Origin of the sequence: Curtobacterium phyllosphaerae, assembly GCF_049341865.1 — a bacterium.
Lineage (GTDB): Bacteria > Actinomycetota > Actinomycetes > Actinomycetales > Microbacteriaceae > Curtobacterium > Curtobacterium phyllosphaerae.
Window position 1 is genome coordinate 213,007 of record NZ_JBMPIU010000005.1, and the last position, 13,989, is coordinate 226,995.

At 71.0% G+C, this 13,989-nt stretch carries 14 protein-coding genes; 11 read left to right on the forward strand and 3 right to left on the reverse strand.

The genetic code is table 11. From position 1 onward, the window contains the following. Positions 1–8 precede the first annotated feature (8 nt). On the forward strand, positions 9–485 hold the full coding sequence (gene rbfA, locus ACO0E0_RS11000; RefSeq protein ID WP_422871456.1) for a 30S ribosome-binding factor RbfA: 477 nt from the start codon (positions 9–11) through the stop codon (positions 483–485). A gap of 4 nt (positions 486–489) precedes the next feature. Here rbfA and ACO0E0_RS11005 read toward each other — a convergent pair whose 3' ends face one another. Next, positions 490–1,395 carry an HhH-GPD family protein gene (locus tag ACO0E0_RS11005; RefSeq protein ID WP_422871612.1) on the reverse strand — a complete coding sequence of 302 codons (906 nt, stop codon included), beginning with the start codon at positions 1,393–1,395 and terminating at the stop codon, positions 490–492. Between the two features lie 49 nt (positions 1,396–1,444). Between ACO0E0_RS11005 and ACO0E0_RS11010 the strand changes: the two genes are divergently transcribed. From ACO0E0_RS11010 to ACO0E0_RS11030, 5 genes are all read left to right on the forward strand, one after another. Beyond that, positions 1,445–1,921, forward strand: coding sequence for a nucleoside/nucleotide kinase family protein (locus tag ACO0E0_RS11010; RefSeq protein WP_422871457.1), 477 nt, complete (start codon positions 1,445–1,447; stop codon positions 1,919–1,921). Between the two features lie 25 nt (positions 1,922–1,946). Further along, positions 1,947–2,894, forward strand: coding sequence for a tRNA pseudouridine(55) synthase TruB (gene truB, locus ACO0E0_RS11015; RefSeq protein WP_422871458.1), 948 nt, complete (start codon positions 1,947–1,949; stop codon positions 2,892–2,894). After that, entirely contained in the window at positions 2,891–3,253 is a 363-nt protein-coding gene (locus tag ACO0E0_RS11020) for a hypothetical protein (RefSeq protein WP_422871459.1), read from the forward strand. Before truB ends, ACO0E0_RS11020 begins: the two co-directional genes overlap by 4 nt. 71 nt (positions 3,254–3,324) lie before the next feature. After that, a complete protein-coding gene (locus ACO0E0_RS11025) occupies positions 3,325–3,843 on the forward strand; it encodes a hypothetical protein (RefSeq protein WP_422871460.1) in 519 nt (172 codons plus the stop codon). A 2-nt stretch (positions 3,844–3,845) separates the two neighbouring features. Then, positions 3,846–4,805 carry a bifunctional riboflavin kinase/FAD synthetase gene (locus ACO0E0_RS11030; protein ID WP_422871461.1) on the forward strand — a complete coding sequence of 320 codons (960 nt, stop codon included), beginning with the start codon at positions 3,846–3,848 and terminating at the stop codon, positions 4,803–4,805. A gap of 240 nt (positions 4,806–5,045) precedes the next feature. Here ACO0E0_RS11030 and ACO0E0_RS11035 read toward each other — a convergent pair whose 3' ends face one another. Beyond that, positions 5,046–6,278, reverse strand: a complete 1,233-nt coding sequence (locus ACO0E0_RS11035; RefSeq protein ID WP_422871613.1) for a DUF349 domain-containing protein — start codon at positions 6,276–6,278, stop codon at positions 5,046–5,048. Between the two features lie 109 nt (positions 6,279–6,387). Next, the gene (locus tag ACO0E0_RS11040) at positions 6,388–7,209 is read right to left on the reverse strand and encodes a peptidylprolyl isomerase (RefSeq protein ID WP_422871462.1); all 822 of its coding nucleotides are present in this window, start codon (positions 7,207–7,209) and stop codon (positions 6,388–6,390) included. Positions 7,210–7,301: 92 nt separating this feature from the next. Here ACO0E0_RS11040 and ACO0E0_RS11045 point away from each other — a divergent pair, with 92 nt between their 5' ends. The 5 genes from ACO0E0_RS11045 (at position 7,302) to ruvX (ending at position 13,771) form a co-directional block, all read left to right on the forward strand. After that, entirely contained in the window at positions 7,302–8,678 is a 1,377-nt protein-coding gene (locus ACO0E0_RS11045; RefSeq protein WP_422871463.1) for a replication-associated recombination protein A, read from the forward strand. Positions 8,679–9,497: 819 nt separating this feature from the next. Then, positions 9,498–10,127: a 30S ribosomal protein S4 gene (gene rpsD / locus ACO0E0_RS11050; RefSeq protein WP_422871464.1), complete on the forward strand. Its 630-nt coding sequence runs from the start codon at positions 9,498–9,500 to the stop codon at positions 10,125–10,127. 182 nt (positions 10,128–10,309) lie between these two features. Next, on the forward strand, positions 10,310–10,504 hold the full coding sequence (locus ACO0E0_RS11055) for a hypothetical protein (RefSeq protein WP_422871465.1): 195 nt from the start codon (positions 10,310–10,312) through the stop codon (positions 10,502–10,504). 112 nt (positions 10,505–10,616) lie between these two features. Next, positions 10,617–13,274 carry an alanine--tRNA ligase gene (gene alaS / locus ACO0E0_RS11060; protein WP_422871466.1) on the forward strand — a complete coding sequence of 886 codons (2,658 nt, stop codon included), beginning with the start codon at positions 10,617–10,619 and terminating at the stop codon, positions 13,272–13,274. A gap of 8 nt (positions 13,275–13,282) precedes the next feature. After that, positions 13,283–13,771 carry a Holliday junction resolvase RuvX gene (gene ruvX / locus ACO0E0_RS11065; protein ID WP_422871467.1) on the forward strand — a complete coding sequence of 163 codons (489 nt, stop codon included), beginning with the start codon at positions 13,283–13,285 and terminating at the stop codon, positions 13,769–13,771. Positions 13,772–13,989 lie beyond the last annotated feature (218 nt).

A 13,989-nucleotide genomic window follows, 5' to 3' on the forward strand; every position in this document is an offset into this window, starting at 1 on the left:
GAGGACCCATGGCCGACCCGCAGCGCGCTCGCAAGATGGCGGACCGCATCCAGCAGATCATCGCCAGGCGGCTCGACAAGGGCATCCGCGACCCGAGGCTCGGGTTCGTGACCATCACCGACGTCCAGGTGACGGGCGACCTCCAGCACGCCTCGGTGTTCTACACCGTGTACGGCACCGAGGAGGAGCGCCAGGACAGTGCCGCGGCGCTCAAGTCCGCGACCGGCATGCTCCGGAGCGAGGTCGGCAAGAACATCACCGCTCGACTGACGCCGTCGCTCGAGTTCTTCCTCGACGCCGTGCCGGAGAACGCCGCGCACATCGAGGCGCTCCTCAACGAGGCGAAGTCCCGTGACGCGTCGAACCACGCCCTGGCGTCGAGCGCGGAGTACGCCGGCGATGCCGATCCGTACCGGCGCGACGAGGACGAGGACGAGGATGCGGACGCGGCCGAGTCCGAGGGCGAGGCACCGTCGGTCGCCTGAGCCGTCAGTGGCCCGGGAGCGTGTACCCGGCGCGGTCGTCGCCGGTCGCGAGTCCGTCGCGGACGAGTGACCCGAGCGCCCGGTCTCGCTGCACCGCGTCCGGCCAGACCATCGCGATCTCGTCGAAGGTCACCGGGACGTCGCTCGCCCGCAGTTCGGCCATGATGAGTCCGCGGACCTGCCGGTCGCTGCCCGCGAACGCTGCCTGACGCGGAGCCCGCGGCCCGTCGTGCGCCGGGTACCCGGCGGCTCGCCACGCGCACCGATCGGCGATCGGGCAGGCGTCGCAGGCCGGCGCCCTGGCGACGCAGACCAGGGCGCCGAGCTCCATCGCGGCTGCGTTCGTCGCCGCCGCGTCCGCGAGGTCCTCCGGCAGCACCGACGCCATCAGTGGGAGGTCGCGCTTGGCCGAGGCCGGACCCGCTTCGCCCTGGCCGAGCACGGCGCGCGCGAGGACCCGTCGGACGTTGACGTCGACCACCGGGTGACGGAGGCCGTAGGCGAACACCGCGACGGCGCGCGCCGTGTAGTCGCCGATCCCGGGGAGCGCGAGCAGGTCGTCGACGTCGGAGGGCACCTCGCCGCCGTGCCGTTCGACGATCGCCGTCGCAGCGGCGTGCAGTGCGAGCGCGCGTCGCGGGTACCCGAGACGGTCCCACGCGCGGACGGCCTCGGACGGCGGGTCGGCGGCGAGTGCGGCAGGGGTCGGCCAGCGGGTGAGCCACTGCTCGAGTCGCGGGATCACCCGAGCCACCTGGGTCTGCTGCAGCATGACCTCACTGACGAGGGTGCCCCAGGCCGGGAATCCCGGCCGCCGCCACGGCAGGTCGCGGCCCTCCGCCCGGAACCAGGCGACGAGCGGCGTGGCGATGTCGGGGAGGTCCGCGTCCGCCGTCGGGTCGGCAGGCATCGGACGGGAGGCACGGGCAGGGTCCACCAGGAGAGCCTACGGTGGACCCATGGCACGCTGGGCACCCGAGGAGACCGACACGATGGCAGCGCTCGCGACCGAGGTCGCGGCGAACCAGGGCACGGCGCGGACCGTGATCGCGGTGGACGGGCAGCCCGGCGTCGACCTCGAACGGATCGCGGACGGTCTCGTCCGGGCGTTCGGGGCCGATGGCGTCCCGGCCCTCCGCGCCGCGACGACCGCGACCGACCCGGACACGATCCGCGCCGAACTGGTCGATCCGTTCCGGACCACGGGCACGGCGGCCGGCGTGCTCGTCGTCACGGGCGAGAAGCTGCTCGCCGAGCGGCTGCGTCCGCTCTGGCGGTGGTCGCTGTGGGCGGAGCGTGACCCCGAGCTGCAGGTGACGGACGACCAGGCCTTCGCGGACTACCTCCGGCGTGACGACCCGAAGGCGCACGCCTCCGCGGTCCTCGACGTCGCCGATCCGGACCATCCGCGCCGGAACTGGAACGACGCCTGCTGACCGAGGCGGCTGCTAACCTGCTGCGGTGCTCGATCCGGCAGCCCCCAGTGGCATCATCCTCGTCGACAAGCCGCAGGGCATCTCGAGCCACCGTGCCGTGTCGATCGCGCGGCGTCGGTTCGGGACCCGGAAGATCGGGCACGCCGGTACACTGGACCCGATGGCGACGGGCCTCCTGCTGCTCGGCATCGGACCGTCGACCCGGTTGCTCACCCACCTCGTCGGACTCGACAAGACGTACACGGCCACGATGCGGCTCGGCGTGACGACGGACTCCGACGACGCCGATGGCACCCCCACCGCGTGGCCAGGAGTGCTGCCGGACGCCGTGTCCGCCGACGCCCTGGACGCAGCGGTCGGTGCGCAGCGTGGTCCGATCGACCAGGTCCCGAGCACCGTCAGCGCCATCAAGGTGGACGGCCGCCGGGCGTACGCGCTGGCCCGGAGCGGTGAGACGGTCGTGCTTCGACCGCGGCGTGTCACGGTCACCCGCTTCGACGTCCTCGGTCGCCGCGCGATGACCGCCCACGTCGACGGGTCGAGCATCCCCGTGCTCGACGTCGACGTCGTGGTGTCCTGCACCTCCGGCACCTACGTCCGCGCCCTCGCCCGGGACGTCGGCGCCGCCCTCGGCACGGGTGCGCACCTCACTGCGCTCCGTCGTACCGCCGTCGGTCCGTTCGCGGTGGACGACGCCGTCGACCTCGAGGACGACTCGGTGGACGTCGTCGCCGCGGCACTCCAGCCGAGCGACGTCGCGCGCCGGCTGTTCCCCACCGTGGTGCTCGACGCTCCGGCGGCGAAGGACCTGACCGACGGCAAACGGGTGGCCGTCGAGCTCCCGGACACCGACGGCCCGGTGGCGGCCATCGCGTCCCGGTCGGACCGGCTCGTGGGACTCGTCGCCGTGCGTCGCGGACAGCTCCGGGTCATCACGAACTTCCCGGCCCCGCAGGCGGAGGTCCCTCGGTGATCGACTGGTTCACCTGGGTCCAGGTCGGGTTCGCGGTCGTCGCGGGCGTGTTCGCGGTCGTGGTCGGTCTCATCGGCTGGAAGCCGAACGACTACACGGTCGGGTCGCTCGTCCTCATCGAGTTGCTCCTCCTCGCGCAGGGCGTCGTCGCCCTCGTCCAGCCCGCCGTCGGGAACCCGCCGTCCGGCAGTGCGCTGACGTTCGGTGTGTACGCGGTCTCGGTGCTCCTCGTCCCGCCGGCGACCGTCGTCTGGGCGCTCGTGGACCGCTCGCGGTGGTCGACGGTCGTCCTCGGCGCGGGAGCCCTCACGGTCGCGGTGATGGTGTACCGGATGCAGGAGATCTGGTTCGCCCACTGACGTCGTCCGTCGCCGGTCGCGCGCTCCTCGCCGGACGCGGGAGGGGCCTCCCGGTCTGTAGAATCGGGACAATGGCGACCAAGTCCTCCCGCGCGACCGGCATCGGTCGTGTCCTCATCGCCGTCTACGGCATCCTCGCGCTAGCAGCGACGGGGCGGAGCGTCGTCCAGATCATCGAGAAGTTCTCCCACGCGCCGTTCGCCTACACGCTGAGTGCCGTCTCCGCGGTGGTGTACATCGTCGCGATGATCGCCCTCATCGTCCCGGGCCGTGCGTGGTACCGCGTGGCGTGGGTCACGATCAGCTTCGAGATGGTCGGCGTCCTCGTCATCGGGTCCCTGTCGCTGTTCGACCACGGGCTGTTCCCCGACGACACCGTCTGGTCCGGGTTCGGGGCCGGGTACTACTGGGTGCCGCTGGTCCTGCCGATCGCCGGCCTCTGGTGGCTGCTCCGGTTCCACCGCACGGCGGCGCTGTCCACGGGCTCCCACGGCACTGCCGCCAGCGCTGCCACGGCCGGGACGCCGGCCGACGGCGCCGGGTCCGCCGGTCCGGACGCCGCGGCTCCGGCGCAGGTCACAGGGGAGTAGGCGTGGAGTACTACGAGGACCTCCTCGACGTTCCCCGGGGCTTCGGGCCGAGTGCGGTCACGATCGGCAAGTTCGACGGCGTGCACGTCGGACACCGCGCCGTGATCGGTCGTCTCGAACGCGCCGCAGCCGAGCACCATCTCGTCCCGACCGTCGTCACCTTCGACCGTCACCCCCTCACCGTCATCGACCCGTCCCACGTCCCGCCCGCCCTGACGAGCGTCACCCAACGCCGCGAGCTGCTCCGGGACGCCGGCGTCGAGGCCACCCTGCTCCTGCGGTTCGACGAGCAGCTGCAGGGTCTCGCTGCCGAGGAGTTCGTCCGCCGCGTGCTCGTCGAGACGCTCGCCGCGCGGCTGCTGTTCGTCGGGAGCGACTTCCGGTTCGGGGCGAAGGGACTGGGCGACGTCGAGTTGCTCCGCCGGATGGGGGAGCAGCACGGGTTCGAGGTCCGACTCATCGACGACGTCGACCTCGTCGACGACGTCCGACCCGCAGGTGAGCGCCGCGTGTCGAGCACATGGATCCGGGAGCTGCTCTCCGACGGACGGGTCGCCGAGGCTGCACGTCTCCTCGGTCGGGAGCATGCCGTCCGCGGCACGGTCGTGCACGGGAAGGAACGCGGGCGGGCGATGAACTACCCCACCGCGAACCTGGACCCGGCGCCGGAGGGGTTCGTCCCTGCGGACGGCGTCTACGCAGCACGGGTGCTCCACGAGGGAACGCTCTACCCGGCCGCCGTCTCGGTCGGCAACAACCCGACGTTCGAGGGCGTCCCGGCGAAGCAGATCGAGGCGCATCTGCTCGACGTCGACATCGACCTGTACGGGGACACCATCTCGGTCCTGTTCACGGCGTGGGTCCGCGGCATGGTGGCGTTCGGGTCGATGGCCGAGCTCGCTGCGCAGATGCAGCAGGACGATCGCGACATCCGGATGGTGCTCGGCGTCACACAGCGCTGACCCGCAGGACACTGACCCGCAGGACACTGACCCGCAGGACTCTGACCCGCCGGACACCGACCCGCGGCAAACGGACGGACGGGGCACGGACGGACGGGACACGGACCCGCGGGACATGTGACGGACGGGAGGTCCGGTACCAGCTGGCACCGGACCTCCCGTCTGTCCGTCCCCCGGACCCTCGCGCGCAGGTCAGGACCAGAGCGGGTCAGGACCCGTGCGGGTCAGGACCCGAGCGCGTCAGGACCCGAGCGCGTCCAACCAGATGCGGCGGGCGTCGAGCGCCTCGCGGGCGTCCTTGATCTTGCGGGCGTCACCGGTCGCCTCCGCGGCGGCGAGCTCGGCCTCGAGCTTGCCGATGGCGTCCTCGAGCTGACTCGCCAGCCCGGTCGCCCGGGCCTTGCGCTCGGGGTCGGACTGCTTCCAGTGGTCGTCCTCCATGCTGCGGACGTGGCTCTCGACCGCGCGGAGACGGTCTTCGATCCGGCGGACCGCGTCGCGGGGGACCTTGCCGATCTCGTCCCACCGGCGCTGGATGTCGGTGAGCGTCTTGCGGGCCGCGACACGGTCGGTCAGCTGCAACAGCGGCTCGGCCTCGGTAAGCAGGGACTCCTTCGCGACGAGGTTCGCGGAGAACTCCTCGTTCTCGACCGCGACTTCCTGGTGCTTCTGCGCGAAGAGGGTGTCACCGGCGGCCTTGAACTTGGCCCACAGTGCGTCGTCGTAGCGCTTGCCGGCGCGACCGGCGTGTTTCCAGTCGTCGAGGAGCTGGCGGTACGCCGTGATGCCGTCCGCACCGTTCGGCGCGAGCGCCTCGGCCCGGTCGACGAGCTCCTGTTTGCGGGTCCGGGCGTCACGGTGCTGCGAATCGAGCTCGGCGTAGAACGCGCGCCGGTGCTGGTCGACCGTCGAGCGCGCGGTGCGGAACCGTTTCCAGAGGTCGTTGGCGTCGTTCTTGGGGATGCGCGGGCCGTCGTGCTGGTGCGCCTGCCACCGGGCGAAGACGTCGTCGAGCTGCGCGGTGATCTGTTTCCACTGCGCGCGGGCGGGGTCCACCGCGGCGAGGGCCTCGGCCTCTTCGACCAGGGCCAGCCGGTGAGCGAGGGCTTCGGCGAGGGCTTCCTCCGCCTTGGCGGCCTGTTCCCGACTGAGCGAACCGACCTGCTCGCCGAGCACGGCGACCCGGTCCTCGAGGGACTTGATGTCGCCCACCACGTTCGCGTCTGCCAGTGTCGCCTGCAGGTGCTCGACGGTCCGACCGATGTCGGTGGCCGACGCTCCCCGCTGGGCGCGCTGCTCGGCGATCCGCACCTGGCCTTCGAGGTCCGCGAACTTGCGGGAGTAGTACGCCAGGGCTTCTGCGGCACTCGCGTCCGGGTACTCGCCCACGGCGCGCTCGGACTCGCCGTAGCGGACGTAGACCGTCCCGGTCTCGTCCACCCGCCCCCAGGTCGTTGCTTCGTCAGTTCCCACAGGTCTCGCCTCGATCGTGGTCGTGCTCACCGACGTCGCCGTCGGCCGGTCAGGACGCAAGCCTATTGCACCGGCCGAGCGGTGCGACGACCGCTTGTGGAGAACTCCGTCACTTCTTCTCGGCGATGGTCGCGCCGGTGATCGTCGTCGGGACCTTCGGCTCGCCCGTACCGTCGTCCCCGGCCGCGGCGATGCCCTTCGACGTGATCGTCCGCTCGAGGTCCGCCAGCCCGCTCGTCACCTTGCCGACGACGGTGTACCCGCCGGTCGAGCCGTCGAGCGTGGTGTCGCCGTAGACGATGAAGAACTGGGTCGTCTGCGAGTACGGCGAGGAGCCGCGGGCGATCGCGATGGTGCCGGCGGGGTAGGAGCCGTCCGACGGGACGTTCTCGAGCGGGCCGTACTGGAACCCGGCGTCGCCCGTGCCGTCGCCGTTCGCCGAGCCGCACTGCAGGAACTTCGCGCCCTCGGACACGGACAGGCGGTGGCAGTTCGTGCCGTCGTAGAACGACTTGCGGATGAGGTCGATCTCGACGCTCGTGGCCTGGGGTGCCTTCGCGCCGTCGAGCTCGATGCCGAGCGTGACGACCTTGTTCAGTGTCAGGGTGCCGTCCCAAGTGGCGTTGTCGGCGATGGACTTGCTCGGGACGTCGCCGGTGTCCGCGTCCGTCGCGGTCGGGCTCGGCGTGCTGGACGGGGTCGCTCCCGCGGACGCCGACGCGGACGCCGATGCGGCGGGGGTGCTCTGGCTGGCGTGGACGAGCTGCGACCCGGTGGCGAGCCCGGCGACGACGACCAGGACGCCCGCGGCCACGATGTTGTCCCGGACGCGACGCTTGCGCCGACGGTCGTGCAGTCCCTGGCGGGCCTGGTAGAGCCGGAGGCGTTCGCGCGCTTCGCGGGCCTGCCGGGCCTGGTTCTTCGGTGCCACGTGTCGATCTGCCTCTCGTGCGACGGTCCCTGCGGCATGGTAGTGGAACGCGCATGCGGGTGGTGTCGGCGGCGGCGAATACAGTGGCCGACATGGCAGCGGGTCGATCGAGGGAGCAGCAGGCACCCACGAGTGGGTCCGCCAGGGGCCTCGCCACCGGGTCCGTACCGCTCGCCGTGCGGATGCGGCCCACCGGGCTCGACGAGATCGCGGGGCAGGGGCATCTCCTCGGCCGTGGATCGCCGTTGGTCTCGCTCGCGACCGGCGACGCCGAACGGCCGGGCGGTGTGTCCGTGATCCTCTGGGGTCCGCCCGGTACCGGCAAGACCACCATCGCGCAGGCGATCGCCCGGTCGTCGGGGCGGGAGTTCGTCGAGCTCAGCGCGGTCACGGCCGGGGTCAAGGACGTCCGTGAGGTCATGGAGCGCGCCCTGGCCCACCGCGACCTCTACGGTTCCACGACCGTCCTTTTCCTCGACGAGATCCACCGTTTCAGCAAGGCCCAGCAGGATGCGCTCCTGCCGGGGGTCGAGAACGGCTGGGTGATCCTGATCGCCGCGACGACCGAGAACCCGTCGTTCTCGGTCATCTCGCCGCTGCTCTCCCGGTCCCTGCTGCTGACGCTGAAGCCGCTCACCGACGACGACCTCGGGCTGCTCGTCGACCGAGCGGTGGAGGACCAGCGCGGCCTCGGTGGTTCGGTGGTCCTCGGGGACGAAGCCCGCGCCGTCCTCATCAGGCTCGCCTCCGGTGACGCACGGCGGGCGCTGACCGCGCTCGAGGCCGCCGCCCAGTCCGCGGCGGCCGCGCAGGACGACGACGACGACACCGTCCCGGTGATCACGGCGGAGACGATCGCCGTCGCCGTCGACCGCGCCCTGCTCCGCTACGACCGGCAGGGCGACGAGCACTACGACGTCATCAGCGCCTTCATCAAGTCCGTGCGGGGGAGCGACGTCGACGCTTCCCTGCACTACCTCGCCCGGATGATCGAGGCCGGCGAAGACCCGCGGTTCATCGCCAGGCGCATCATCATCTCGGCGTCCGAGGACATCGGGATGGCCGACCCGCAGGCGCTCCCGATCGCCGTCGCCGCCGCCCAGGCCGTGCAGCTGATCGGGATGCCCGAGGGGCGGATCCCGCTGGCCGAGGCGGTGGTGTACCTCGCGACCGCGCCGAAGTCGAACGCGTCCTACAACGGCATCGACGCCGCGATCGCCGACGTCCGGGCTGGGCGGATGGGTGTGGTGCCGAACCACCTGCGCGACGCCCATTACCCGGGTGCCAAGCGGCTCGGCCACGGCAAGGGCTACGTCTACTCGCACGACGCCGACCACGGGGTGGCGCGGCAGCAGTACCTCCCCGAAGCACTGGACGGGACCGAGTACTACTCGCCGACCGCGAACGGCAACGAACGCGAGGTCGGCCCGCGGCTCGAACGTCTCCGACGGATCATCCGCGGGGAGTAGTCAGCCGGCCCCGCGCGTTCGTGGCCGTTCGGGTCCAGCGCGATCCGTGCCTCCAGACCGGCGGCGGTCGTGCGTCCGGGACTCGACGCGGGGTCTCCGTGGGTCCGGTGTGGGTCCGGTGTGGGTCCGCCCGCCGGGAGGTCGCATCATGCGCCGACATGGAGCGACATCGCCCGGCTTTCCGGCATCGCCCCGGCTTTCCGACGTCGTTCTGGCGCCGTGATGTCGCTCGATGCATGCGCATGGGGCGTCTCGGTACGGGGCGACATCCCCGCCTCGCTAAGGCGTCGTGCTCAGGGGACGGTGTCGCTCGATGCGTCCGCACAGGATGCGTGAGCATGGGGCGACATTCCCGCCTTGCTAGGACGTCGTGCTCACGAGGACGGTGTCGCTCGATGCGTGGGCATGAGGCGACATTCCCGCCCGGTTGCGACGTCGCTTTCGCGCAGTGGTGTCCCTCGATGCGTCCGCACAGGATGCATGGGCATGGGGCGACATTCCCGCCCGATTGCGACGTCGTTTTCCGGCAACGATGTCGCTTGATGCGTGTGCATGGGCCGACCACACGCGCACGCACGCCGACCGCCACCGGGTTCCCCGACGCCCCGCGATTCCTGCTATCGTTGACGGGCCTACGACCAGGTCCTCACGCGCGGCTGCTGTTGAAGACTCGTGTCAGAGGTTCGGACTGTAGCCGTCCGATCCCACAGGCTCATCCCTCTGAATTCCTTCGTGGTGCTCGCGACGCGAGCGTCCCTGGTCCCCGTGTGCGCACGGTGGCGGGCCACGATCCGTTCATTCAGTACAGAAAAGGACCCTGTGTCTACCAAGTCACGTTCACGCAGCAAGACCCGCCTCTCGCGCGCGCTCGGCATCCCGCTGACGCCGAAGGCGGCCCGCTACCTCGAGAAGCGCCCCTACGGCCCCGGCGAGCACGGTCGTACCCGCCGCAAGCAGGACAGCGACTACGCCGTCCGTCTCCGTGAGAAGCAGCGTCTGCGCGCCCAGTACGGCATCCGCGAGAAGCAGCTGCGGATCGTCTTCGAAGAGGCCCGCAAGGCCAAGGGCCTGACCGGTGAGAACCTGGTCGAGCTCCTCGAGGAGCGTCTCGACGCCCTCGTGCTCCGTGCCGGGTTCGCCCGCACCACGGCGCAGGCTCGCCAGATGGTCGTGCACCGTCACATCCTCGTCGACGGCAAGCTCGTCGACCGCCCGTCCTTCCGCGTCAAGGAGGGCCAGATGATCCACGTCAAGGCCCGTTCCGAGTCGATGGAGCCGTTCCAGGTCGCCGCCGCCGGTGGTCACGTGGACATCCTGCCGAAGGTCCCGGGATACCTCGAGGTCGAGATCGACAAGCTCCAGGCCCGCCTCGTGCGCCGCCCGAAGCGCGCCGAGGTCCCCGTGACCTGTGAAGTCCAGCTCGTCGTCGAGTACTACGCGGCTCGCTGAGTCCCGTTCGCCCGAAGGCGGTCCACCTCTCCGGTGGGCCGCCTTCGGTCGTTCCTGGCCGCGTCCCGGACGGACGGGAGGCCCGGATCACCACCTGTGGACGGCTACCGATGGGCGCGTGGTGCTGGCGGTAGGCTTGTCGGGCGTGCACGGGGGTCGTGCGCCAGAGGGAGAGGCTCCGCGTGAAACCAGTGTTCTTCGTCGCTGTCGGCGTCGTCATCGGAGCCCTCGTCGCCTCCCGGGTCACGGCCACGACGGGCGGGCGGCGGTTCCTCGTCGAGCTCGACACCCGGACGAAGGCCTTCCGGAGCGCGATCCTCGACGGCTACCGGTCGCGCGAGGCGGAGCTCCGGGCCCGCCCGGACCCCGACGCCTGACCCCGACGCCTGACCACGGCGCACCATACGAGCACCCGCACCCGCCCGACCACCGCGCACCCGCACGACCACCCGCACGCGCACCACACCCACTCCTGAACAGGGAAGCACCATGCAGACCGCTGAGATCCGCCGCCGCTGGCTCGAGTTCTTCGGGAACCGCGGCCACACCGTCGTCCCGTCCGCGTCGCTCGTCTCGGACGACCCGTCGCTGCTGTTCACCGTCGCCGGGATGGTGCCGTTCATCCCGTACCTGACCGGTCTGGTCCCCGCGCCGTACCCGCGCGCGACGAGCGTGCAGAAGGTCATCCGCACGAACGACATCGAGGAAGTCGGGCGCACTCCCCGCCACGGCACGTTCTTCCAGATGAACGGGAACTTCTCCTTCGGCGACTACTTCAAGGAGCAGGCGATCACGTACGCGTGGGAGCTGCTCACCACGAGCGAAGCCGACGGCGGTCTCGGCTTCGACCGAGCGGACCTCTGGGTCACCGTGTACGAGGACGACGACGAGGCGATCGCCCTGTGGAAGCAGATCGCCGGACTGCCCGACGAGCGCATCCAGCGGCTCGGCAAGGACTCCAACTACTGGTCGACCGGTCAGCCCGGCCCGGCGGGACCCTGCTCGGAGATCTTCTTCGACCGCGGACCGGCGTACGGGATCGACGGCGGGCCGGTGACCGACGACGACCGCTACGTCGAGATCTGGAACCTCGTGTTCATGCAGTACCAGATCGAGAACGTCCGCTCCAAGGTCGACTTCGACATCGTCGGGGAGCTGCCGAACAAGAACATCGACACCGGCATGGGACTGGAGCGCGTCGCGTTCCTCAAGCAGGGCGTCGACAACATGTACGAGATCGACCAGGTCCGCCCGGTCCTCGACCTCGCTGCGGAGCTCTCCGGCAAGGCGTACGGCGCCGTGCACGAGGACGACGTCCGGATGCGCGTCATCGCCGATCACGTGCGGAGCGCCCTGATGCTCATCTCCGACGGCGTCAGCCCGTCGAACGAGGGTCGTGGGTACATCCTCCGTCGGCTGCTGCGACGGACGGTCCGCTCGATGCGGCTCCTCGGCGTCGAACGACCGACGTTCCCGGAGCTGTTCCCGGCGTCCCGTGACGCCATGAAGGCCGCCTACCCGGAGGTCGAGACCGACTTCGCGCGGATCTCCCGGATCGCCTACGCCGAGGAGGAGACATTCCTCCGCACGCTCGCGCAGGGCACCACGATCCTCGACGTCGCGGTCGAGCGCGCGAAGGACGACGGCGGCACACCGATCGGCGGCGACACCGCGTTCCTGCTGCACGACACGTTCGGGTTCCCCATCGACCTCACGCTGGAGATGGCCGAGGAGGCCGGCCTGCACGTCGACCGCGCGGCGTTCGACACGCTCATGGCCGACCAGCGCTCCCGAGCCAAGGCCGACGCCAAGAACAAGAAGCGCGCCATCGCCGACCTCAGCGTCTACAGCGCGTTCCGTGCGGTCGGCGAGACGGTGTTCACCGGCTACGACACCCTCGACACCGAGTCGACGGTGCTCGGCATCATCGTGGACGGCGTCAGCGTCGACCGGGCGGTGGTGGGCGACATCGCCGAGGTCATCCTGACCGAGACCTCGCTGTACGCCGAGTCCGGTGGCCAGGACGCGGACCAGGGCTCGATCATCGGCAACGGGTTCGACCTCGAGGTCCTCGACGTCCAGAAGCCCGTGCCGAACCTGTTCGCGCACACGGTCCAGGTGCGTTCCGGCGAGGTCTCGGTCGGTGCCGCGGCGACGACCGTCGTCGACCCGGACTACCGCCGCGGAGCCACCCAGGCCCACTCCGCGACGCACCTGGTGAACGCCGCGCTCCGCGAGATCCTCGGCCCGGAGGCACTGCAGGCCGGCTCGTACAACAAGGCCGGCTACATGCGCCTCGACTTCTCCTGGAGCCAGCCGATCTCGGTCGACACGCGCTCGGAGATCGAGGACGTCGTGAACACCGCCATCCGCTCGGACCTGCAGGTCGACACGCGCGTGCTCCCCATCGACGAGGCCCGCGCGCTCGGTGCCCAGGCGCTGTTCGGCGAGAAGTACGGTTCGACGGTCCGGATGGTCGACATCGGCGGCCCGTGGTCCCGCGAGCTCTGCGGTGGCATCCACGTCGCGTCGAGCGCGCAGGTCGGGCTGGTGAACCTCGTCGGCGAAGGCAGTGTCGGTTCGACGAACCGCCGCGTCGAGGCCCTCGTCGGCATCGAGGGCTTCCGGGACCTCGCGACGGAGCGGACGATCCTGTCGCAGCTCTCGAGCACGCTGAAGGCGCCGCGCGAGGACGTCCCGGCACGGGTGGCCACGCTCCTGTCCGACCTCAATGCAGCAGAGAAGCGCATCGCCGAGTACGAATCGGCGACCTTGCAGCAGCGCATCCCGGCGCTGGTCAAGAGTGCCGGCACCGTCGGCTCGACGACCGTCGTCGCCGAGTCGGTGTCCGGTGTCCAGTCCTCGGACGACCTGCGGAGCCTCGCGACGGGCGTCCGTGCTCAGCTCGGCGACGGTGCGGCGGTCGTGGTGCTCGGCGCCGTCGTGAACGACAAGCCGGTCGTCCTCGTCGTCACGAACGACGCCGCTCGGCGTGCCGGCATCCAGGCGGGTCCGCTCGCCAAGGAGGCCGCCGGCATCCTCGGCGGCGGCGGTGGCGGCAAGCCGGATCTCGCGCAGGGTGGCGGGACCGACGTCGCGGCGCTCCCGGCGGCGCTCCGGGCGGTCACCGCTCGGGTCGCCGGCTGAACGCGCCGATGGCCGACCGACCGACGGTGTCCGACGTCCCGGATGCGCCGCGCGTCCGGCCCGGGCGTCGGCTCGGCGTCGACGTCGGTCGCGCCCGGATCGGTGTCGCGGTGTGCGATCGGGAAGGCCTCCTGGCGACTCCGGTGGAGACCGTGGCTCGTGACGACGACCGCGACGTCCCGCGCATCCTCGAGATCGCAGCCGAGTACGACGTCCTCGAGATCGTCGTCGGGCTGCCGATCTCGTTGTCCGGCAACGACACCCCGTCGACACAGGACGCTCGGGACTTCGCGGCCCGGATTGCGGAACACGTGCCGGTGCGGATGGTCGACGAGCGACTCTCGACGGTCTCGGCGCAGCGTGGCATGCGACAGGCGGGCCGGAACACCAAGCAGTCCCGGTCCGTGATCGACCAGGCCGCCGCTGTTATCATTCTGCAACATGCGCTCGACCGAGAGCGTGCGGGAGGCGGACCACCCGGGTCGGCGCTCCCGTAGAACCCGAGAGACTTCGAGGACCGTTGGCAGACGAGCTGGACTGGCACGACATCATCGCGCCCGGCAACGACGCCGCCAAGTCCGACCCCGCGCGCGGGCGTCGGGCAGCGGACGTGCCGCCTCCCACAGACCCCCGATCCAGCGCAGACCCCCGGACGAGCGCCGCCCCCCGGACGAGCACCGACTCCGGGACGAGCAGCGACCCCCGGACGAGCACC

Bases quoted from the DNA above. Each gene is read 5' to 3' on its own strand.
- ACO0E0_RS11025 (WP_422871460.1), top strand. From the start codon at position 3,325: ATGGCGACCAAGTCCTCCCGCGCGACCGGCATCGGTCGTGTCCTCATC.
- rbfA (WP_422871456.1), top strand. From the start codon at position 9: ATGGCCGACCCGCAGCGCGCTCGCAAGATGGCGGACCGCATCCAGCAG.
- ACO0E0_RS11045 (WP_422871463.1), top strand. From the start codon at position 7,302: ATGGCAGCGGGTCGATCGAGGGAGCAGCAGGCACCCACGAGTGGGTCC.
- ACO0E0_RS11010 (WP_422871457.1), top strand. From the start codon at position 1,445: ATGGCACGCTGGGCACCCGAGGAGACCGACACGATGGCAGCGCTCGCG.
- ruvX (WP_422871467.1), top strand. From the start codon at position 13,283: ATGGCCGACCGACCGACGGTGTCCGACGTCCCGGATGCGCCGCGCGTC.
- alaS (WP_422871466.1), top strand. From the start codon at position 10,617: ATGCAGACCGCTGAGATCCGCCGCCGCTGGCTCGAGTTCTTCGGGAAC.
- ACO0E0_RS11005 (WP_422871612.1), bottom strand. From the start codon at position 1,395: ATGCCTGCCGACCCGACGGCGGACGCGGACCTCCCCGACATCGCCACG.